The 20,036-nt window shown below is 63.7% G+C and carries 23 protein-coding genes; 9 read left to right on the forward strand and 14 right to left on the reverse strand.

Annotation, left to right across the window (positions count from 1 at the left end):
- Both gatA and gatC read right to left on the reverse strand, forming a co-directional pair.
- Positions 1-1,485: an Asp-tRNA(Asn)/Glu-tRNA(Gln) amidotransferase subunit GatA gene (gatA, locus tag IG122_RS05230; protein WP_193181166.1), complete on the reverse strand. Its 1,485-nt coding sequence runs from the start codon at positions 1,483-1,485 to the stop codon at positions 1-3.
- The gene (gene gatC, locus IG122_RS05235) at positions 1,485-1,772 is read right to left on the reverse strand and encodes an Asp-tRNA(Asn)/Glu-tRNA(Gln) amidotransferase subunit GatC (protein ID WP_193181168.1); all 288 of its coding nucleotides are present in this window, start codon (positions 1,770-1,772) and stop codon (positions 1,485-1,487) included. Before gatC ends, gatA begins: the two co-directional genes overlap by 1 nt.
- Before the next feature lie 98 nt (positions 1,773-1,870).
- On the opposite strand from gatC, the gene ruvX reads away from it, so the two are divergent.
- The 4 genes from ruvX to maiA all read left to right on the forward strand — a co-directional run bounded on the left by ruvX (position 1,871) and on the right by maiA (position 3,719).
- Positions 1,871-2,344 carry a Holliday junction resolvase RuvX gene (gene ruvX, locus IG122_RS05240; RefSeq protein ID WP_193181170.1) on the forward strand — a complete coding sequence of 158 codons (474 nt, stop codon included), beginning with the start codon at positions 1,871-1,873 and terminating at the stop codon, positions 2,342-2,344.
- 118 nt (positions 2,345-2,462) lie between these two features.
- The gene (locus IG122_RS05245; RefSeq protein WP_193181172.1) at positions 2,463-2,696 is read left to right on the forward strand and encodes a type II toxin-antitoxin system CcdA family antitoxin; all 234 of its coding nucleotides are present in this window, start codon (positions 2,463-2,465) and stop codon (positions 2,694-2,696) included.
- Positions 2,696-2,995 carry a CcdB family protein gene (locus tag IG122_RS05250; protein WP_193181174.1) on the forward strand — a complete coding sequence of 100 codons (300 nt, stop codon included), beginning with the start codon at positions 2,696-2,698 and terminating at the stop codon, positions 2,993-2,995. The genes IG122_RS05245 and IG122_RS05250 overlap by 1 nt, the downstream gene beginning before the upstream one ends.
- 82 nt (positions 2,996-3,077) lie before the next feature.
- Positions 3,078-3,719, forward strand: coding sequence for a maleylacetoacetate isomerase (gene maiA / locus IG122_RS05255; RefSeq protein ID WP_193181176.1), 642 nt, complete (start codon positions 3,078-3,080; stop codon positions 3,717-3,719).
- Positions 3,720-3,729: 10 nt separating this feature from the next.
- On the opposite strand, the gene IG122_RS05260 is transcribed toward maiA, so the two are convergent.
- From IG122_RS05260 to IG122_RS05275, 4 genes are all read right to left on the reverse strand, one after another.
- Positions 3,730-4,566 carry a hypothetical protein gene (locus tag IG122_RS05260; RefSeq protein WP_193181178.1) on the reverse strand — a complete coding sequence of 279 codons (837 nt, stop codon included), beginning with the start codon at positions 4,564-4,566 and terminating at the stop codon, positions 3,730-3,732.
- Positions 4,567-4,665: 99 nt separating this feature from the next.
- A complete protein-coding gene (locus IG122_RS05265; RefSeq protein ID WP_193181180.1) occupies positions 4,666-5,538 on the reverse strand; it encodes a DNA/RNA non-specific endonuclease in 873 nt (290 codons plus the stop codon).
- Positions 5,535-5,924 (reverse strand): hypothetical protein, encoded by a 390-nt coding sequence (locus tag IG122_RS05270; protein WP_193181182.1) that lies wholly within the window; start codon positions 5,922-5,924, stop codon positions 5,535-5,537. Before IG122_RS05270 ends, IG122_RS05265 begins: the two co-directional genes overlap by 4 nt.
- A 27-nt stretch (positions 5,925-5,951) precedes the next feature.
- Entirely contained in the window at positions 5,952-6,293 is a 342-nt protein-coding gene (locus IG122_RS05275) for a hypothetical protein (protein WP_193181184.1), read from the reverse strand.
- Positions 6,294-6,455: 162 nt separating this feature from the next.
- Between IG122_RS05275 and IG122_RS05280 the strand changes: the two genes are divergently transcribed.
- Both IG122_RS05280 and IG122_RS05285 read left to right on the forward strand, forming a co-directional pair.
- Positions 6,456-7,352, forward strand: a complete 897-nt coding sequence (locus IG122_RS05280; protein WP_193181188.1) for an amidohydrolase family protein — start codon at positions 6,456-6,458, stop codon at positions 7,350-7,352.
- 67 nt (positions 7,353-7,419) lie between these two features.
- Positions 7,420-8,286 carry a serine hydrolase domain-containing protein gene (locus IG122_RS05285; RefSeq protein ID WP_193181189.1) on the forward strand — a complete coding sequence of 289 codons (867 nt, stop codon included), beginning with the start codon at positions 7,420-7,422 and terminating at the stop codon, positions 8,284-8,286.
- 644 nt (positions 8,287-8,930) lie between these two features.
- Here IG122_RS05285 and IG122_RS05290 read toward each other — a convergent pair.
- The gene (locus tag IG122_RS05290) at positions 8,931-9,938 is read right to left on the reverse strand and encodes a sensor domain-containing diguanylate cyclase (RefSeq protein WP_193181196.1); all 1,008 of its coding nucleotides are present in this window, start codon (positions 9,936-9,938) and stop codon (positions 8,931-8,933) included.
- A gap of 256 nt (positions 9,939-10,194) precedes the next feature.
- Here IG122_RS05290 and IG122_RS05295 point away from each other — a divergent pair, with 256 nt between their 5' ends.
- Positions 10,195-10,716 (forward strand): hypothetical protein, encoded by a 522-nt coding sequence (locus tag IG122_RS05295; RefSeq protein ID WP_193181198.1) that lies wholly within the window; start codon positions 10,195-10,197, stop codon positions 10,714-10,716.
- 54 nt (positions 10,717-10,770) lie between these two features.
- Here IG122_RS05295 and IG122_RS05300 read toward each other — a convergent pair whose 3' ends face one another.
- The 7 genes from IG122_RS05300 to IG122_RS05330 form a co-directional block, all read right to left on the reverse strand.
- On the reverse strand, positions 10,771-11,262 hold the full coding sequence (locus IG122_RS05300) for a PAS domain-containing protein (RefSeq protein WP_193181199.1): 492 nt from the start codon (positions 11,260-11,262) through the stop codon (positions 10,771-10,773).
- Positions 11,263-11,293: 31 nt separating this feature from the next.
- On the reverse strand, positions 11,294-11,758 hold the full coding sequence (locus IG122_RS05305; RefSeq protein ID WP_193181200.1) for an L-2-amino-thiazoline-4-carboxylic acid hydrolase: 465 nt from the start codon (positions 11,756-11,758) through the stop codon (positions 11,294-11,296).
- Positions 11,759-11,784: 26 nt separating this feature from the next.
- Positions 11,785-12,663 (reverse strand): alpha/beta fold hydrolase, encoded by an 879-nt coding sequence (locus IG122_RS05310; RefSeq protein ID WP_193181201.1) that lies wholly within the window; start codon positions 12,661-12,663, stop codon positions 11,785-11,787.
- A gap of 71 nt (positions 12,664-12,734) precedes the next feature.
- Positions 12,735-13,502: a LamB/YcsF family protein gene (locus tag IG122_RS05315; protein WP_193181202.1), complete on the reverse strand. Its 768-nt coding sequence runs from the start codon at positions 13,500-13,502 to the stop codon at positions 12,735-12,737.
- A 33-nt stretch (positions 13,503-13,535) separates the two neighbouring features.
- Positions 13,536-14,165, reverse strand: coding sequence for a DUF2459 domain-containing protein (locus IG122_RS05320; RefSeq protein ID WP_193181203.1), 630 nt, complete (start codon positions 14,163-14,165; stop codon positions 13,536-13,538).
- A gap of 75 nt (positions 14,166-14,240) precedes the next feature.
- Positions 14,241-16,904: a bifunctional acetate--CoA ligase family protein/GNAT family N-acetyltransferase gene (locus IG122_RS05325; RefSeq protein ID WP_193181204.1), complete on the reverse strand. Its 2,664-nt coding sequence runs from the start codon at positions 16,902-16,904 to the stop codon at positions 14,241-14,243.
- 104 nt (positions 16,905-17,008) lie between these two features.
- Complete coding sequence (locus tag IG122_RS05330) at positions 17,009-17,716, reverse strand: Crp/Fnr family transcriptional regulator (RefSeq protein WP_319024817.1); 708 nt, start codon at positions 17,714-17,716, stop codon at positions 17,009-17,011.
- Between the two features lie 639 nt (positions 17,717-18,355).
- On the opposite strand from IG122_RS05330, the gene IG122_RS05335 reads away from it, so the two are divergent.
- Both IG122_RS05335 and IG122_RS05340 read left to right on the forward strand, forming a co-directional pair.
- A complete protein-coding gene (locus IG122_RS05335) occupies positions 18,356-18,562 on the forward strand; it encodes a cold-shock protein (protein ID WP_193181205.1) in 207 nt (68 codons plus the stop codon).
- 366 nt (positions 18,563-18,928) lie between these two features.
- Positions 18,929-20,020 (forward strand): BMP family ABC transporter substrate-binding protein, encoded by a 1,092-nt coding sequence (locus IG122_RS05340; RefSeq protein WP_193181206.1) that lies wholly within the window; start codon positions 18,929-18,931, stop codon positions 20,018-20,020.
- Positions 20,021-20,036: the final 16 nt, after the last annotated feature.

The following is a 20,036-nucleotide window of genomic DNA, read 5'->3' on the forward strand; positions in this document are numbered from 1 at the left end:
TCACTTGCTCCCCGCGCGGAAAGCCGGCACGGCATCGAAGCCCGCCGCCTGTTCCAGAACGTGACCGACCTTCAGCACGGTCTCCTCGTCGAACGGCTTGCCGAGCAGCTGCAGGCCGAGCGGCAGACCGTCTTCCGAAAGGCCGACCGGGACCGAGATCCCCGGAATGCCGGCGAGGCTCGCCGGGACGGTGAAGACGTCGTTCAGATACATCTTGATCGGATCGTCCTGGTTCTCGCCGATGGCGAAGGCCGCCGACGGCGCGGTCGGGGTCAGGATCGCGTCGACCTTGCCGTAGGCGTCGTCGAAATCCTTCTTCAAGAGCGCCCGGACCTTCTGCGCCTTCAGGTAATAGGCGTCGTAATAGCCGGCCGAGAGCACGTAGGTGCCGATCAGCACCCGGCGCTTCACCTCGTCGCCGAAACCGGCGGCGCGGGTGTTCTCGTACATCTCGATCAGGTTGCCGCCCTCCTCTCGGAGGCCGTAGCGCACGCCGTCATAGCGCGCCAGGTTCGAGGAGGCCTCGGCCGGGGCGATGATGTAGTAGGTCGGGAGCGCGTATTTGGTGTGCGGCAGGGAGATGTCGACGATTTCCGCACCCGCATCCTTCAGCATCTCGGCGCCCCGCTTCCAGAGCGCGTCGATCTCCTCCGGCATGCCGTCCATGCGGTATTCCTTCGGAATGCCGATCTTCATGCCGCGGATATCGCCGGTCAGCGCCGCCTCGAAATCCGGTACCGCGAGATTGGCGGAGGTCGAATCCTTCGGATCGTGCCCGGCCATGGCGCCGAGCATGAGCGCCGCGTCCTTCACGTTTCGGGTGATCGGGCCCGCCTGGTCGAGCGAGGAGGCAAACGCGACGATGCCCCAGCGCGAGCAGCGGCCGTAGGTCGGCTTCATGCCGACGATGCCGCAGAAGCTCGCCGGCTGACGGATCGAGCCGCCGGTGTCGGTGCCGGTCGCAGCGATGGCGAGACGGCCGGAGACCGCGGCCGCAGAGCCGCCGGAGGAACCGCCCGGGACCAGCTTCTGGTTGCCGCCGCCGGAGCGCCGCCAGGGGTTCTCGACGTTGCCGTAGTGGCTGGTGATGTTGGCCGAGCCCATCGCGAACTCGTCGAGATTGAGCTTGCCGAGCATCACCGCGCCGGCATCCCAGAGATTCTGGCTGACGGTCGATTCATATTCCGGCTTGAAGCCGTCGAGGATGTGCGAGGCCGCCGTCGTCAGCACGCCCTTCGTGCAGAAGAGATCCTTCATGCCGATGGGCAGGCCTTCCATCGCGCCGCCCTCGCCCTTCGCCAGCTTCGCGTCGGAGGCCTTCGCCATCTCGCGCGCCTTTTCCGGCGTCTCGGTGATGAAGGCGTTCAGGCTCTTGCCCTCCTCCATCGCGCCGATATAGGCCTCGGTCAGCTCGACGGAGGTGATCTTCTTCGACTTCAGCGCATCGCGCGCCTCGGTCAGGGACAGATTGAGAAGCTCGCTCATCACTCGACCACCTTCGGAACCGCGTAATAGCCGTGGGCGCGATCGGGCGCGTTCGCCAGCACCCGGTCCGGATAGGCGCCGTCGGTCACCTCATCCTTGCGCATCGGCAGCCCGTGCCCGGTCACGCTCGCCAGCGGCTCGACATTGTCGGTATTGACCTCGTTCAGCTGCTCGACGAAGCCGAGAATGTTGTTGAGGTCGCCCACGAGGGCGTCGAGTTGCGCGTCGTCGGTCCTGATGCGCGCGAGATGCGCGATCCTCGCGACAGTGGCTTTGTCAAGCGACATCGGATAAGGCTCTCCGTGATCTTCGGAATCAAGCGATTGCCCGGTAAAAATACTTAACAGTTAAGTATCGCGCGGGCGGCGGAAAGTATCACCCGGACATGACATTCTGCAACCCTGCCGACCTGCCGTCCCTCATGCGTCCGATGAGCCGGATTCTGGGACTGGATCTTGGTACCAAGACCATCGGCATCGCCGTCTCCGACCCCTTCCTCTCGGTCGCCTCGCCGATCGAGACGATCCAGCGCAAGAAGTTCACAAAGGACGCGGAACGGCTCGCCCAGATCGTCGAGGAACGCAATATCGGCGCCTTCCTGATCGGCCTGCCGCTCAACATGGACGGGACCGAGGGCCCGCGCGCCCAGTCGACCCGCGATTTCGCCCGCGAGCTGATCCTCCGCATCGACCTCCCCGTCGCCTTCTTCGACGAGCGCATGAGCACCATGGCGGTCGAGCGGGCGATGGTGGAGGCGGACATGACCAGGAAGAAGCGCGCCGAGAGGGTCGACCAGCTCGCCGCCGCCTACATCCTGCAGGCCGCGCTGGACGCGATGCCGGACCAAAGCCTCGGGTAACCCCCTCGGCAAGCTCTCGTCATCCGGGCGTTCCCGCGTCTCAACGCCGATGAATTGACGCGCATAGTTATGCGCACATATCATGCGTATAACTATGCATTATTCCGAGGACTCCCCAATGGCATCGCGTTCCGCCAAACGGCCGACGAACCTGACTCTGGCGCCGGACCTGCTGGAAGAGGCGCGCGCATACAGCGTCAACCTCTCTCAGGCCGCCGAAGAGGGCCTGCGCCGCGCCGTTCAGGAGGCGAAGGCCGCCGCGTGGAAGGAAGAGAACAGACAAGCGCTGGAAGCTTCCAACAGCTGGGTCGAGGAACACGGTTTGCCGCTGGCGAAATACCGGCCCTTCTGATGGCCCGCTTCGACCTCTACGCGGATCCCGGCGGCAACGGATATCTCCTCGATGTCCAGGCGAACCTGCTGGACGCCCTGAATACGCGCGTTGTCGTGCCGCTCATGCCGCACGCAAAGGCGCCGGCTCCCGCGAGGGGCCTCAACCCGGTGTTCGATATCCGCTCTGAACCGCATGTCATGGCAACCCAGTTTCTCTCGGCCGTACCGCTGCCCCACCTGAGCGAACCTGTCGGAACTCTTCTCGCCCACGACACCGAGATCACGAACGCACTCGACATGCTCCTGACCGGGGTATGAAAGCGCTTGGGGTCGCAGAAGACGAGCCAAGGGTGATCTCACACGTGTTGATTGGGGCGTCGGCCGGGACAAGGATCGTACAATGCGCCTGATAACGCGATGGCAGAACTCCGCCGGGGAGCGCGTCCGGATCGCCCTCCGGCTGAAGAAAATCGAGTGCGAATATGTCCCAGTCGGCACGCTGGCTCCGGGCGAATACCGTCGGCTGAACCCGCAAGGCCTGCTGCCCGCGCTCGATATCGGCGGACGGATCGTGGCGCAATCCTCTGCGATTCTTGAGTATTTGGAAGAAACCTTCCCGGTTCCCGCGCTCCTGCCGGCCGATCCGGTCACACGCGCGGAGGCAAGGGCATTCGCCGCCCATATCACGTCCGAGATGCACGCGATCACGGTGCGCCGTGTGCGGCGGTATCTCGGAACCGATCTCGGCGTCGACGAGGACCATGTGGACCGATGGGTCAGCCATTGGCTGACGGAAGGCTTCCGGGCTCTCGAAATCGCCCTGGCGAACCGGGCAACCGACTGGCCCTTCTGTTTCGGAGAGGCGCCGGGCTGGGCCGACCTGCATCTGATTCCGCAGATCGAAAACGGTCGCCGCCTGGGCGTCGACCTCATGCCTTTTCCGCGGCTGCTGGGCGTCGAAGAACGCTGCAATGCACTTGAAGCATTCATCTTATCCCGGCCTGCCGCACAGCCGGACTACCCCGGTGAGAGGCTCCCCTGAGCGCTCTGCCCTAAACCTTCGACGGCACGTCCGACATCATCTGCACGACGAACTCAACCAGCTCGTCCCGGTTGCGGAGCCGGTTCTGTTCCATGGACTGGGCCTGCGCCAGCTGTTCCCGCGCCTCCCGCAGCTGCATCGCGTAATCCCGGTCGACATCGACGGAGGGATACCAGCGCGCCATGAAGTCCCGCTTCGTCGGCCGCTCGCCGTTCCGGTAGTCCACGACCTCGATATCGCCGTAAACAGCCTTCAGCGCCTTCAGGCCCTGTTCCTTCACGTAATCGATGCGCTCCTGACCTGTGAGTCTCAGCTCGTTCGCCTGGTCGGCGATCCAGCGCAGGATCTCCGCGCCGGCATGGGAGGCGACGCCGCCCTCGTCTCCGACATGGCCGACGATACCCTGCGACCTGGAGGCGAAGACGACCGCGACGTCGGACGAACTGTCGGGCCCGTTCTCCTCCAGATAGTCGAGATGCATCTCCGCCATGCCCGTGCCGCGGAAGATCCGGTTCAGCGGCGAGTCCGGATCGGAGTGGAGCGTGAGCCAGTCGTCGAAATCCATCATCGCGGCCTTGTAGAACGACGCTCCGAGCTCCGTCGCCGTCCGGCCGTCGGCAGTTTTTACCGTCTTCGACGCCTCACCGCGCGCTTCGGCCGCTTCCATCTCGGCGATGCGCTCGCGCATCGGCTCCATCTTCGCGTTGAAATATTCTTCCAGATAGGGCCGCATGCCCGGATCGGAGAACATCTCGCGATTATAGGAAATCTGCGATTTACCGGAGCCATTCGCTTTATCGGCGAAACTCGGGGCGTCGTGTGCGTTCGATGCGGAAACGGTGCTCATGGCGATTTCATCCGGGTGGCTTCAGAATTTCGGACAAATAGCCATGCATTAATTATGCCGAAATGCCCGGCAACCTCTACCCGCTCTGCCGCCGGCAGCTCAACGCGCCCACATCGGCGCGAGCGTGGTCTCCAGAACGCGCTGGTCGCGCAGACTGAAGCGGGTGAAGAAATCGATCCCGGTCAGGTCCTCGATATGCGCGACGGTGGTGCGGTAGTTCGGCAATTCGTGCCAATCGAGCTTCACGTTCGGCAGCAGGAAGGCGATCGCCCGGCGCGGCTGGTCCTGATAGACGATCTTGAAGAAAGCCTCGGGCACCGCGATCGATTTCTCCCGGTCGCCGCAGCGCCGCTTCATCAGCTTGCCGCGCACGGGAACGTCGAATTCCGGCGCCTTCTCGACCGGCCCGGTGATCACCGTCAACTTGCCGCGCAGCTCGGTCCAGTCCCGCACCTGGGTCTCGAGATTGCGCCAGATGCCTCGGTTGAAGCCGATGCCGATCTGCGGCGCCATGTTGGTCATGTAGAAACTCTCGTCGGTCCGCTCCTGCGAGTATTTGAAATCGGCGGCGGGCGCCTGATGGCCGCGGTCGTAGCCCGAGCCGGTATAGTCGTCGGAACAGACGACCAGCGGCCCGTTCTTGCCCATGTCGGTTGAGGCGACGACCTGCGGATCGGGTTTGAAGCTGCTCTTGTCGCGGTCGCCGGGGCCGCTCAAATTTGCCTTTGGTACGCTCTCCAGCACCCAGTCCGGCAGCAGCGTCCCGGCGTTCAGCGAGAGCAGATAGCCCGCGTGGCAGATCATCTGCCGCTCGTCCGCGTCGAAATCGCCCTTGTAGGCCGGGATCCCCGTATCGGCATGCAGCCGCGCGCAGCGCCCGGCAGGATCGGGTGGAAAGCCGTCATCCGCCGTCGCCACGGGAGAAAAGCCGGCGGCAAAAATCAGGGCAAGAAAGACGGTCCGGCAGGTCATTGCGGCGGCGCCGGAGGCGCGGGCGGCATGGGCGGCGTGGGCGCCGGAGCCTTCGAGCCCAGCCCCTTTGAGACCAGATATCCGCCACCGCTGATGCCGAGCAACGCGAGCGTTCCGTTCGGCACGTCGATCAGCGTCCCGGCCTCGATGCAGAGCACGAGATAAAGCGCCGCGACCACGAAGGTGAATATGAGGAACTGGAAGCGCGACAGCGAGGCCTTGGGCGGCGCGTTCGCCGGCGCGCCCGGATCCCTGGTCGTTTCCGACAGGAGATATGTCAGATCGATCTTGCCGGTTACGATCTTGTAGAGCACCACGAGGCCGAAGCAGAGCAGAAGGGCGCAGACCGCGAGGCTCACGTAAATGGCGATGATATTCGGTGTCATGCTTGGTTCCCCCTGTCGGTTCGGGCGCTATAGCCGGTTCACGACCTTTCCGCCGAGATAGACGCCCTGGCTCGCCAGCAACAGTTCCGTCAGCGCCACCGGCGGATCCGGCATCTGGGTCAGCGGCACGGCGCCGCCCATGGCCTCGGCGACCGTCTTCGCATAAGCCGCGAGCACGAAAATGAAGACGAGCAGCATCTGCACCCGGTGCAAATTCACGGCCCGCCCGCCGCCGTCGAGTCGGTCCGTCAGGATGCCGGCCGTTCGGATGCGCCCGCCGAGCATACCCAAGGCGACCACCCCCATCATGGCGAGCAGCCAGACAAGCACGCCGTACCGCAGCAAGCCGATCGCAACATCCATTGTCATGGCGGCTAGCCTACACAAAATCCACCCGTGTATCGAAGGAGATATTTTTCAATATTAGATAACCGTCGACAGATGCGCGAGGACCGCCGCAGCCAAACCGTCCGGACGGCCTATATCCTTCCGGACGCCGCCGGCTTCGCCCGCGCCAAAGAGGAGCAAACCATGCCACGCCCCGCATACCCGAGCCATCTGCCGGCCCTCGCGCTCGCCCTCCTCCTCGTCCCGCTGACGGCTTCCGCGCATGACGAAAAACCCATTGGCGACGCGGTCAACACGCTGCCGATCTTCGACGCCCACATGCATTACAAGGAGCCGGCCTGGGAGCAGTTCCCGGTCGCGAGCGTGGTCGAGCTGATGGATAGGAGCGGCGTCGCCATGGCGCTGGTCTCCTCGACGCCCGACGAGGGCACGATCATGCTCTGGGACTACGCCCCGAACCGCATCGTCCCGGAGCTGCGCCCCTATCACGGGAGCGCCGGCTCCTCGAACTGGACCAAGGCGCCGGGCATGGAGGAGTACCTCGCAAAGCGGCTGGAGAAATACCCGCACCGGGGCATCGGCGAGTTCCACATCCACCGGCTCGACACCTCCGACGAGGCCCTCTTCCGCCAGGTGATCGCCATGGCGAAGGCGCGCGACATCTTCCTCCATGTCCATTCCGGCCCGGAGCCGGTCCGCTGGCTCTATTCGCTAGATCCGGCGGTGAAGATCATCTGGGCCCATGCCGGCCTCGGCGAGCGGGCGGAAACGGTGCATGCGCTCCTCGCCGAGTTCCCGACGCTGGTCGCGGACACCTCACTCCGCGAATACGACATCATCGCCGGTGATGGCGGGCTCGATCCCGCATGGGAGGCCATCCTGCTCACGTTCCAGGACCGGCTGATGGTCGGCAGCGACACCTGGGTCAACGGCCAATGGGAGAACTACACCTCCATCATGGCATCGCACCGGCACTGGCTCTCGAAGCTGCCGGAAGCGGTGGCGCGGAAGATTGCGTATCAGAATGCGGCGCGGCTGTTCGGGCGGGAGGTTTCGATGGAGTTGGTCGGGAGGCGATAAGCCATTCACCCTGCAAGTCGGGTTTCATGTCTCCCCGACAGCCATCGGACATGCCTATACTGCCCGCATGGAAGCGCGCGCGATTGTCCGGACCGATGGCGAGATCGAGACCTCCGGTATCGTGACTCCGATCCCGTGGTGGAGCTTTACCAAGACCGCGCTTTCGGTCGCGCTGCTGCGTCTCGCGGAAGGCGGCAGGATCGACCTCGACCGGACGGTCGCCGGGAAAAGCTTCACGCCGGCCCAGCTGCTGCGCCACGAGTCGGGCCTGCCGGATTACGGCGGGCTCGCCGAATACCACGCCGACGTCGCGGCGGGGCGCCCGCCCTGGCCGCTCGAGGTCCTGCTGGACGCGGCCGAGGCGGACCGGTTGCGCTACGATCCGGGCGCCGGCTGGGCCTATTCGAACATCGGCTATTGGCACGTCTCCCGCCTGATCGAGCGGGCCTCGGACCGGCCGCTCGCCGAGGCCCTCGCCGATCTCGTCTTTGCGCCGGCCGGGGTTGCCACGGCCCGGCTCGCCGCGACACGGGACGATCTCGCGGATGTCTGCATGGGAGACGCGCCCGGCTACGATCCGGGCTGGGTCTATCACGGTCTCATTGTCGGAACGGCGGCGGACGCGGCCCGCCTTCTCCGGCGCCTGCTCGACGGCGCACTGCTCGAGGAGCGCACGCTCTCCCGCATGCTCGAGCCGCTGCCGCTGCCGCAGTTCGAGACCGCGCTCTATCCCGACCCGGCCTACGGAATGGGGCTCATGCTGCAGGCCGCAAACCCGCTAGATAATCCGGTCGGACACACCGGCAACGGTCCCGGGAGCAACATCGCCGTCTACTGGCGGCGAAACACGACCTGCGCCGTCTGGGCAGCTGCGTCGGCAGAGATCGATCCGGTCGCCGAGGCCTTCCGGATCCTGGCGAACGGGGGTTCGTGAGCGGGCCGGACCGGACGGTGGCGGCTGATGGTCGGCAGCGACATCTGAGTCAATGGCCAGTGGGAGACCTACACTTCCATCATGGCGGCGCACCGGCACTGGCTCTCGAATCTGCCGGAAGCGGCGGCGCGTAAGATCGCATACCGGAACGCGGAGCGACTGTTCGGGCGGGAGGTGTCGATGGATTTGATTGGGGAAAGATAGGAAATTCCAGCGCAATTGAATTTTGTGCCCCGATATCTTCTTCCCATATCTTCTTCAGAACGAAGTAAAAACTAAGTATTGGCCCCTTTAATATTTTACCTCCAATGAGGTAACGCAATGTTTTTTAATTCTTGCAACCGTTCTTATCGCAAGTGATGCGTTCCGACGTGTTCACCCAGTGGTCAGGATTCTTCGTAGTGTCGAAACCGCATCCAGTTGTCCCTCCTTTGGAACCACTATGCACTTCATTGGTAGGAGTGTGTTTCACAGCCATAACTATTCTCCCGACAATATGCCGATTTAAATCTTAAATTTAATACTTACGTATCGTCAGTGTATGTAATGCACTCATCTAAGCAAGCAAAAACCCGCTGCTATACATCGCCATATTTTTTAATTTTCGTAGTTAATTGTCTTCCAAATGTTCCCCCTCTCCCCCCTCAAGCTGCCTGAACAACCCTGTTCCGCCCGCTCTCCTTCGCGCGATAGAGCGCCGCGTCGGCCCGCGAGAGCAAATCATGCGCCGCGTCGCCGGGGCGCCAGGCGGCGATGCCGAAGCTGGAGGTCTTCTGGCCGACGCCCGGGAACTCGTATTCCTCGAGCGCGCCGCGGAAACGCTCGGCCTTCGCCGTCAGGCCGGCGAGGTCCGTCTCCGGGCAGACCACGAGGAATTCCTCGCCGCCCCAGCGGCCGACCACGTCCGTCGCGCGGGAACAGTCCTTCAGGACCTTCGCCACCTCCGCCAGCACCCGGTCGCCGGTCTGGTGACCGTAGACGTCGTTGACCTGCTTGAAATGGTCGATATCCATCATGATCACGCCGAATTCCGTGCCGTAACGGGCCGCGCGGTCGATCTCCCGGCCCATCTCCTCTTCCAGCTTCGACCGGTTGAAGAGCTTTGTCAGCGGATCGGTCACCGCCAACACTTCCAGTTCCCGCACCTTTTCGGCCAGCGACCGGCTGAGCCGCTGGTTCTCCTCCAGCGCCGCCTCGATCTCCGCCTTCGAACGCATCAGCTCGATCTCGTGCTGCCGGAGCTCCTCTTCGGCCTTGCGGAGGTCGGAGGCGATGGTGATGCAGAGGGCGATGCCGCCGCGCGCGGTCTTCGACTCCTTGACCAGAAGACGGCTTCCGTCGACATAGTCGCGCACGGTGATGTCCGAACTCGGGTTCCGGTGGGCGCGCACCCGCTCGCGGATGAACTCCTCTTCCCGTCCCTTGGCCGCAATCACCTTGCCGAGCGCGACATTCATCCTGAGACCATCCTCGTAGGTCAGGCCCTTCTCGACGAATTCCTCGGCGCGTGGATTGATCTTCAGGAAGGCGCGGTTGAAGAAGATCAGCCGGTCCTGCTCGTCATAGATCGCGATCGCCTCGTCGAGGTTCTCGATCACTTCCAGAATCTGGTCGGTATAGCGGGCCTTGCGAGGCAAACTGTCTATTCCCACTGAAAATCGTCCCCGGGCGGGTTCCGCGACGGCCGGAACGCCCGATGCCGGCCAATCTCGCCGTCACATCGGCAGCATGAACCGAATTTATTAAAAATTTATTCAGAAAACTGAATGTGAGCACGAGGCAGAGGCCTCTTCCGCGCCACTTCGTCCCGTCCTCCGGAGCCGGCAAAACGCCGCCTTGTGCATGAGTATATTTTTATTTATACTCTTTTTAGTTGCATTTCATTGCCGTTGCACCCGGAGATCGTTCATGCCCCATGGAACCCTGAAAACCCTTCGCCCCGTTTTGGCGGCGCTCTTTCTCGCCGGACTAGCGGGATCTCCCCTTTCGGATGCCAGGGCCGCCTGCGACCTGCCGGTCGACGACCTCTGCACCAACGATGCCTATTATCCGGACGGCGCCATGGAGCATGCCGCGGCCCATTGTGTCGGGACCGGAAACCGGCAGCAAACCTGCAGCACTCCCGAAGGCCAGAGCCAGTTCAATACGGATACCTGCGCCGACGGAGACGATGTCGCGGTCGTCAGGGAGTCGCTCCAGGCGCTTTGCGCCGCGATGTCCGTGAGGGACAGCTGCAATATCGTCGACGGCAGCAGCGCGGACTCGCACCGGATGTACGCAACGCTCGCCGACGATGTCGGGTATACCCGCCCGGCGGACGATCCGAATGGCGCCTGCATCGTGACCAGACGCGCCTCTTTTCTCTACAGCGACAGAACGCAGAACGGGGAGAGAACCATCCGCGTCTTCAACGCCTATCCGCAAAGATGACGCGCAGCCGCGCCTCGGCCGGGCAGGAATAGATATCCGGAGCTGCGCCGGACCTTATTCCTCCGGGCCGGGCCGCATATAGACGATCACACTCAGGATCATGTCGACGTCCTTTCCGTTCGCCGCGAAAGGCAGAAAGGCGCGCTCGAGCGCGGCGAAATCCAGTTTGAAGGGGGTTGGCGAGAGACCGTACCTGTAGTTCGGCAAACCCGTCTCCGCGACCTCGACCCGGTCGCGCACCAGCAGCTGGTTTCCCGCATCCTCCCAGACCTCGTCGAGATACCGGCCGGTGAAATCTCCGCCCATGGCCTCGACGATCCCGGTTCCCATGAGACGCACGCGGAATCTGTACGGGTCGCGCTCGACATCGGTCAGGACGAGATTAGGCAGGAGCAGCGGAACCCGCGTCGGGTCGAAAGCGGCCCGCGCCGGGATCCGGTCGCCCGGATGGATGGCAATCCAGTAGGACAGCAGCTCCCGCACCTCCGCGGCCTGCGCGCGATCCCTGAGGTCCCGCGCACGCTGGAGGCTGGGATGTTCGTCCATGATCGGTTCGGTCCGGCGGGACACCGGCTCGTCACTCCTCGTAGCGGTAACGGAAGTCGCAGTGGCTCGCGCCGCTCATGATGGTCTGGCCGCGCTCCATCGTGATCCTGTCTGAATAGCCCTCGCAGAAGCTGCCGTCGCGGTTGCAGGAGAGCAGGTGGCCGATCTCACCGAGGCCCATCTCGCGGTACATCTCGGCATAGCGGCAGCGGGTGACGTTGAAATGGAAAGTCTCCTCCGTCCGCTCGATTTCCTCCGTCTCCAGCGCGCCGCCATGGGTCCAGAGGCTGTAGAGCGCCTGGAAGCTCCGCATGCCGCGGTCGGGCCCGTCGCGCTCGGCGAAGGTCCGGGCCTGGGCGATGGCGGCCTTGCGGATGGCGTTGCCGAGGATCTTCTGCGCGGCGGCCTTGCCGACCTCCGCCACCATCTCCTCGTAGATCGGCTTGATCACGTTCGCCTCGATGCGGCGGAGCTCCAGAATCGGAAGGTCGGTCATGGCTGGTCTCCTCAGCGTCCGCCCAATCAACGTCCGAGCGCGCCGTCCTTCTGCGAGCGCGGATCGCGCAGTGCCCAGCGGCCGGCCTCGACCTCGTGGAAGAAGTCGAGGATGGTGCGGTTGAACAGGTCCGGCTCCTCCAGGTTGAGGGTGTGGCCGGTCTTCGGGAACATGGCATGCCCGGCGGATGGAATCATGCGTTTCATGTAGAGACCGGACTCAAGGCAGCTCTCGTCCTCGTCGCCGTTCACGATCAGGGTCGGCACGGTGAGCGCGCGCATCTGCGCCTCCAGCTCCCAGAGCGAGGGCCGGAGCGCCTGCACGCCGCGCAGCGTGTTGGCCGAGCCTTTCGTCGAATGCTCGCCGAGCTGGGCCGCGAACTCCGCCCAGCCACGCGGATCCTTGTTCTGCAGCTGCACCCGGGCGGGCTCCAGCGCGTAGCCGGGCGCGACCTTGTCCATGCCCTCTTTCTCGATCCGCTCGGCGAGCCCGACGGACTGGGCCTTGAACTCGCCGCGCTTCTCCGGATCGGCGCCGTAGCCGCAGCCGGCGACCACGAGCGAGAGTGCGCGTTCGGGATAGGCGAGGCCAAAATGCAGGGTGGCGAAGCCCCCCATGGAGAGACCGACGATATGCGCCGCCTCGATGCCGTTCCCGTCGAGCACCGCGAGGATGTCGTCCCGCGCCTTGTCCTGGCTGTAGCTCGCCGCATCCTCCGGCACGTCGGACGGCGTGTAGCCGCGCGCGGAATAGGTGATGCAGGTGTAGTAGCGGGCGAGCGCCCTCACCTGCGGCTCCCAGCTCCTGTGATCGCCCGCGAACTCGTGCACGAACACCACCGGCGTGCCTTCGCCCGTGGTTTCGCAATAGAGCGCGATGCCGTCCTTCGCCTGTACGTAACCCATCCTCATCTCCCCTGGCCGTCGTTCTTTTCAGAACTATGCAGGATGAGGCGGGGCGGCAGAAGAGGAAGCGATCAGACGAAAGAGTGAAACGGCTTTATGGAAAGACCGGCGCTCTCGAGCCGCTGGCGCAGCGTCTTTGCCATGGCGACCGCCGCCGGGTTGTCGCCATGGACGCAGATCGTGTCGATCCGTCCCTCAATCCGTCCGCCGCCCTGCGTCAGGACAGCACCTGCATCGATCATGCGCAGCACATTCTCCGCCGCCTCGTCCGCGTCGTGGATGGTGGCGCCGGGCTGGCTCCGCGGCACGAGATTTCCGTTCGCCTGATAGGCGCGGTCGGCATAGATCTCGCGTGCCATACGCAGCCCGACCGTCTCCCCCGCCCGCTCCGTCGCCATGCCGGGCATGACGACATAGATGAGGTCCGGATCGACCGCCTTCGCCGCCCTGGCGATCGCCAGCGCCACCTCGTCGTCCTCCGCCGCGATATTGCCGAGCGCGCCATGGCTCTTCACATGGGTGACCTTCGCGCCTCCGAGCGCCGCCAGCCCCATCAGGGCGCCGATCTGGTAGGCCGCCATCTTCTCGATATCGTGCAGGCTGTCGCCCTGGATGCGCCGCCGTCCGAAGCCCCAAAGATCGAGATAGCCCGGATGTGCGCCGATCCCGACGCCGCGGTCGCGGGCGCGAATCACCGTCTCGCGCATCACGTTCGGATCCCCCGCATGGAAACCGCAGGCGACATTGGCGCTGGAGACGATACCGAGCATCTCCGCGTCCGCGCCGAGTTCGTAGGTGCCCCAGCTTTCGCCCAGATCCGAATTGAGATCGACCTGCATGATGTGTCCCGGTGAAACGATTGGTCCCCGAGACTAGCGCCGTGCGAGCGCCGCCCGCAATGCGTCCATCACGCCGTCCGCCCGGATGATGCCGTCCGGCTCGATCTCCAGGCCCGCCTCGGCAAGGCCGCGCGCGACCCAGCTGTTGCAGGTATTTGCGAGACTGAAGCTGCCGGTCGCGGGAAAAAAAAGGCTCGCCGGATAGAGACCGTGGCCCATCGGGTCAGCCGGGGTGTCGTCGTCGCGGCTGAAGGAACGGTGAAGATAGGCCTGCAATCGCCGGTGCTCAGCCTCGTCGAGCACGACCGGCATTACTTCGGAGGAACGGAAATAAACGGCAGGCTCCGGATGCATGCCGACCAGATGCATCACCGCCCCGTTGCCGCCGAAGGCCGCCGAGAGATAAACGGAAATGTCGGGATCCGGGGTGCGGTAGAATTCCGCGTCGCCCCAGCCGAACTCGACCCAGGAGAAGTTGGCGAAATAGCGCGCCTCCGGGATCAGTGCCGGGTCGATATCGGCGACCCTCAATGCAATCCCGGTGTGCCAGCCGATATTGACGACCGCGATCTCGCGCTCCGCCGCGCCCGCCGGACGCAAGGCGAAGATCAGCAGCAGGACGGTCGCGGCAAGTCCCTGGCGCCAGCCGGTCGATCGTCCCATCACAGCCTCCCCTCGTCGTCCGCTCCGAAGCGTCGGCTGCAATTATGGAGAGACCGAGACGGAAATCGGGCAGTGCTACTTGGCGATATCGAGGGTGACGAGACGGGTGCCGACATCGTCCGGCGAGGCGGTCTCGGTGAAGCCGAGATCGCGGCAGAGCGCCAGCATGCCCTTGTTCTCCGCCATGACGTAGCCGATCATTTTCTGCAACCCGCGCGAATGGGCGTGCCGGATCAGGTCGCCCATCAGGCGCCGTCCGAGGCCCTGGCCCTGCTGGTCGGTTCGCACAAGCGCGGCGAACTCGCAGGTCTCGAAATGCGGATCGGCGGTCAGGCGCGCGACACCGAGGATCTCGCCGTGGTTCTCCGCCACCAGCGCCATTTCCCGGTCATAGTCAATCTGCGTCAGCCGCGCCGCTGTCTCGTGCGGCAGCGTCTTGATCGGCGCGAAGAAGCGGCGGCGCAGATCGTCGAGCGAGCTTTTCTCGATCAGCTGCAGCAGCGCCGGCTCGTCCTCCGGGCGGATCGGGCGGACATTGAGCGCGAGGCCGCTGTCGAGGCTGATATGGCGTTCCAGATGTTTCGGATAGGGCTCGATGGCGACCGGCACCGCATCCACTGCGTTCTGCACCCGCACCCGCGCGTCGAGCGCGAGGATGCCGCGGTCGTTGATATAGAGCGGATTGACGTCGAGCTCGCGGATCTCCGGGAAATCCATCGCGATCTGCGACAGCTTCACCAGCGCGGAGACCAGTTCCTCGACGGCGGCCGGCGGGCGGTTGCGGTAGCCCTGCAGCAGCGACCAGACCCGGGTACGCTGCACCAGATCCTGCGCGAGAGGGATATTCAGCGGCGGCAACGCGACGGAGCTGTCCTTCGCGACCTCGACCTCCACGCCGCCCTTGCCGAACAGAATCACCGGACCGAAGATCTCGTCGGTCGAAATGCCGATGATCAGTTCCTCGGCATGCGGCATGGTAGCCATGCGCTGCACCGCGAAGCCTTCGATCCGGGCTTCCGGATTGACCGATTTCACCGTGCGCAGCATTTCCTCGGCCGCGTTGACCACCTGCTGACGTCCGGTCAGGTCGAGGCGGACGCCGCCGACGTCGCTCTTGTGGGTGATGTCATGGCTGAGGATCTTCAGCACCACGTGATTGCCGAGTTCGACGGCGGCGAGACCGGCCTCCTCCGGGTTCTTGGCGATCAGCGTCTCGACGACGGGAATGCCGTAGCAATCGAGCAGATCCTTCGCCTCCGGTTCGCTCAGCCACTCGCGCTTCTCCGCCAGCGCGCTCTCGATGATGGCGCGCGCCTTCTCCGTCTCCGGGTGATAGCCTTCCGGCAGAGAGGGCGGGGTTTGCATGAGCAGATCGCGGCGGCGCTTGTAGCGTACCAGGTGCATGAAGCCGGTCACCGCCTGGTTCGGCGTGTTGTAGGACGGCACGGAGGCGGCATAGAAGGCCTTCTTCGCCTCCTCCTGCGCCCCCTCGCCAACCCAGTTCGTCAGGATCGGCACCCGGGGCTTCTTGGCGATAACCTCCCGCACCTTTTCCGCCGCCTTCACACTGTCGGCAATCGCAGTCGGGCAGTTCAGCACCAGCACGGCGTCGACATTGGGATCCTTCACCACCTCCTCGAGCGCCGCCTCGTAGCGTTCCGGCGGGGCGTCGCCGATGATGTCGACCGGATTGCCGCGCGACCAGGTGTGGGGGAGCTTCGCGTTGAGCGCCGCGACCGTTTCCGGCGCCAGCTCAGCCAGCCGCCCCCCTTGCTCGATTAGGGTTTCCGTCGCCAGCACGCCGAGCCCACCGCCGTTCGTGACGATGGCGAGCCTGTCGCTTGCCGCCTTCAGACCGGTGCCGAGCGTGTTCACCGCGTCGAACAGCTCCAGCAGATCGTACACCCGGAGGATGCCGGCGCGCCGGAAGGCGGCGTGATAGACTTCATCGGAACCGGCAAGCGCCCCCGTATGCGAGGCCGCGGCCTTCGCGGCCGCCGCGTTGCGGCCCGACTTGATCGCGATCACCGGCTTGTTGCGTGCCGCCGCGCGCGCCGCGGACATGAACTTCCGTGGGCTGCTGATGGACTCGATATAAAGCAGGATCGCCTTTGTGTTCGGATCGGCGACGAGATAATCCAGCATGTCGCCGAAATCGACATCGGTCATGTTCCCGAGCGAGACGACGTGGCTGAAGCCGATATTGTGATGCGCCGCATGATCCACCACGGCCGAGGCAACAGCCCCGCTCTGGGTCACGAAGGCAAGGTTCCCCGCAGGTGGCTGGATATGGAGGAACGAGGCATTGAGACCGATCGTCGGCACCATGATGCCGACGCAGTTCGGCCCGACCACCCGGAGCGGATATTGCGACTTGATCCGCCTGATCTCCTGCGCGAGATCGGCCCCCTCGCCGTCCGCCTCGCCGAAGCCTGCGGTCACGACGACCGCGGCCCGCGTGCCATTCGCCGCCAGTTCCTCCAGAACAGTCGGCACGGTCACCGCCGGCGTGCAGATCACAGCGAGATCCGGCACTATCGGCAGCGAGCCGATGCTTCTGTAGCAAAGCGTCGACCCGATCGCGTTCTCGTGCGGATTTACCGGCAGCACCGGCCCATTGAAGGTATCGCCGAGAAGGTTGCGCGAAAGCACCTTTCCGACCGACTGATCCCGGTTGCTCGCCCCGATGATCGCGACCGATTTCGGGTTGAAGAGCTTATCCAGGTTCCTGATTGACATGACGGGACCTCGTTATGCTGCATTGCAACATGATAATGCTAGCCCGGAAATGTGTCAGTTCGAATATGCTTCACGACTAAAATGTCGCACTGCAACAACCGCGATCAGGATCCTTCCCGTCCCGCTCGGGCATCATCGACCATGCGCTTAAGCTCCGCGAGGTCCTTTACGACATAGGCACCGCGGGTGCGCTCCAGCAGGTCGCTTCGCTCCAGCGCCTTCAACTCCCGCGTCACCGCCTCGCGATGCGTACTGATCCGGGCCGCGATCTCGGCATGGGTTGGCGGCGGCGATATCCGGCCGGTATTCTCGACGATCCTCCCGGCCCGCGCCAGCCGCAGGAGTTCGGCATGGATCCGGTTTCTGACCCCGAGAGTGCTGAACTCGACCACGCGTTCGACCAGATTGCGCAGCGAACCGACCATCCGCCGCATCACCGTCTGGGAGAGTTCCGGAAACTCCATCAGCAGATCCCGGAAGGCTTCCGCCGGCAGGACCGCCACAACGGTACGGCTCAAGGCGACAATGCTGGCAGAGCGCCGCCCACCGTCGATCGCCGAGAACTCGCCGAAATGGTGGCCGGTCTTCAGGTCCTGAATGATCACGGTCTTGCCGGTTTCCGAGAATACGGTGACCCGGACATCACCCCAGATGATGAAATAGACATCCGTCGATTCATCGTCGAGATTGATGATGACCTGATCGGCCTCGAAATTGCGCCAGCGGCACCTCTTGTCGAGATCGGCAATTTTCTCTGGCGGCAGACCCTGCAGCAATGTGCTTGCCGCAAGGCTGCGATTGATGGTCGACACCGGAATCCCCCCGCTCAGCTGAACCGGGCCACGCCCCAGCAACCCGACCGGGCCAGCCGGAGCGGCCCGATCCGCTATCTTGCAAGAGGAGCGCGCACATCACAACCGGATAGCGAAAGCCGGCATTCATCGCCGCGGCGCGCAATCACCTCCCGAAGCGAATCCCTTCGTGCGGATTCCCACAGCGATTGCGTGAAAACATCCTTATCTACTTATCATCAGGAGGACGGGCTCGGAGACATCGTCGAGATAACGTTTCCCCGCGTTGACGATCACCGGCCCTCCATTCCGGTATGAGATTCATACCCCTGAGAGTCAGAGTACGGCCGCGCCAACTAAGGAGCGATCAGGGCATTCCCCGCCTCCCTCATCGTTCAGGCGCGGCCATTTTTTTGCAGCTTTCCGCCAATCGTGCCGCCTTGACGCCGACCGCAACGGGCAAGCGAAAGCATTATTTTTTCATCACACCTTCACTTGCCGCCTCGACGGAGCGCCCCTATCTCATCAATAGCCGATGGACGACTTTAATCATGGAGTGTTACCGCCGGCCTGCGCAGGGCGTTTCTCCTAAAGCGTGTCTGAAGCTGCTTTTTGCAATTTTTTTAAGTAGAGTGCGGTGAGTGAGGAGAGGTGTCCTAAATGCCGACGGGTACAGTGAAGTTCTTCAAGACGGACAAGGGCTACGGGTTCATCACGCCGGAAGACGGTTCGCGTGATGTGTTCGTGCATGTGTCAGCGGTTCAGAATTCGGGTCTTGCCACCATTTCCGAGGGTCAGAAATTGAACTTCGAGGTGCAGGAAGACGCGCGGGGACCAAAAGCGGTCAATCTTTCGACCGCCGACTGACCTTCTCCGGCTGGACTGGGCGACTGGTCCGGGTGGCTAGCCTGCTTTTCGCAGGCGACAGGCGTGCGTTCGCGGCTTTGTCAGACAAAGCCGCACAAGTTCTTTATACCCGCTCGCGGAACCGGTCCTTCGACACCGATTATCTCCAAGCGCATTTTTGCACCCTCCGAACCTCGAACCCGCTTCACAGAACAAGTCTGAATTGTCATATTTGCCCGCTGTCCGGGTGGCATGCCGCCGTGGACATTCAGGCGGCGCGGCAACACGTGCCCGCAGCCGTTTCGGGAGGTACACCACGCGAGCGTAAAAAGGCCGGATGCGAACCGGCGCTGCTCGCAAGAGGCTTCACCAATTCAGGAGAACTCAATGATAAAAAACATCATGCGCGCCCTTCTCGGCGGAGCCGGTATGGCGGCGGTGCTGGCTGCAGGTGTAGCGTCCCCGGCCGCGAAGGCAGAAGAACTGAAGGTCGGCTTCGTCTATGTCGGCCCGGTCGGAGATCACGGCTGGACCTACCGGCACGACATCGGCCGCCAGGCGATCGAAAAGGAACTCGCCGGCAAGGCGACCACGAGTTTCGTCGAGAATGTTCAGGAAGGCCCGGACGCCGAACGCGTTCTCCGTCAGCTCGCGAGCGACGGCCACAAGCTGATCTTCACCACTTCCTTCGGCTTCATGAACCCGACCGTCAAGGTTGCCAAGAAGTTCCCGGACGTGAAGTTCGAGCACGCGACGGGCTACAAGCGCGATGACAACGTCTCGACCTATGCCGCCCGCTTCTATGAAGGTCGCTACGTCGCGGGACTGATCGCAGGCAAGATGACCAAGTCCGGCGTGATCGGCTATGTCGGCTCCTTCCCGATTCCGGAAGTCGTGCGCGGCATCAACGCCTTCACCATCGCACTGCGCTCGGTCAACCCGACCGCCGAAGTGAAAGTCGTCTGGGTCAATTCCTGGTACGATCCGGCCAAGGAAGGCGATGCTGCCAAAGCTCTGATCGACCAAGGCGCGGACATCATCCTGCAGCACACCGATTCCCCGGCCCCGCTGCAGGTGGCCGAGGCGCGCGGCGTCCACGGCTTCGGCCAAGCTTCCGACATGACGAAGTTCGCCCCCAAGGCCCAGCTTTCCGCGATCATCGACAATTGGGATTTCTATTACGTCGCCCGCGCCAAGGCGGTTCTCGACGGCACGTGGAAGTCCGAAGACACCTGGGGCGGCATCAAGTCCGGCATGGTCGAGATGGCGCCATTCAATTCCGTCATCCCGGCGGACGTGCAGAAACTCGCCAACGATGCGATCGAAGGCCAGAAGAACGGCTCGATCTTCGCCTTTGCCGGCCCGATCAAGGATCAGAGCGGAGCCGTGAAGGTTGCGGCCGGCGAAAAGCTGGACGACGGCGCACTGCTCGGCATGGACTGGTATGTCGAGGGCGTTCAGGGCTCGCTGCCGAAGTAATTCCCCCGAGCGAAAC

The organism is Nisaea sediminum (assembly GCF_014904705.1).
Classification (GTDB): Bacteria; Pseudomonadota; Alphaproteobacteria; order Thalassobaculales; family Thalassobaculaceae; genus Nisaea; species Nisaea sediminum.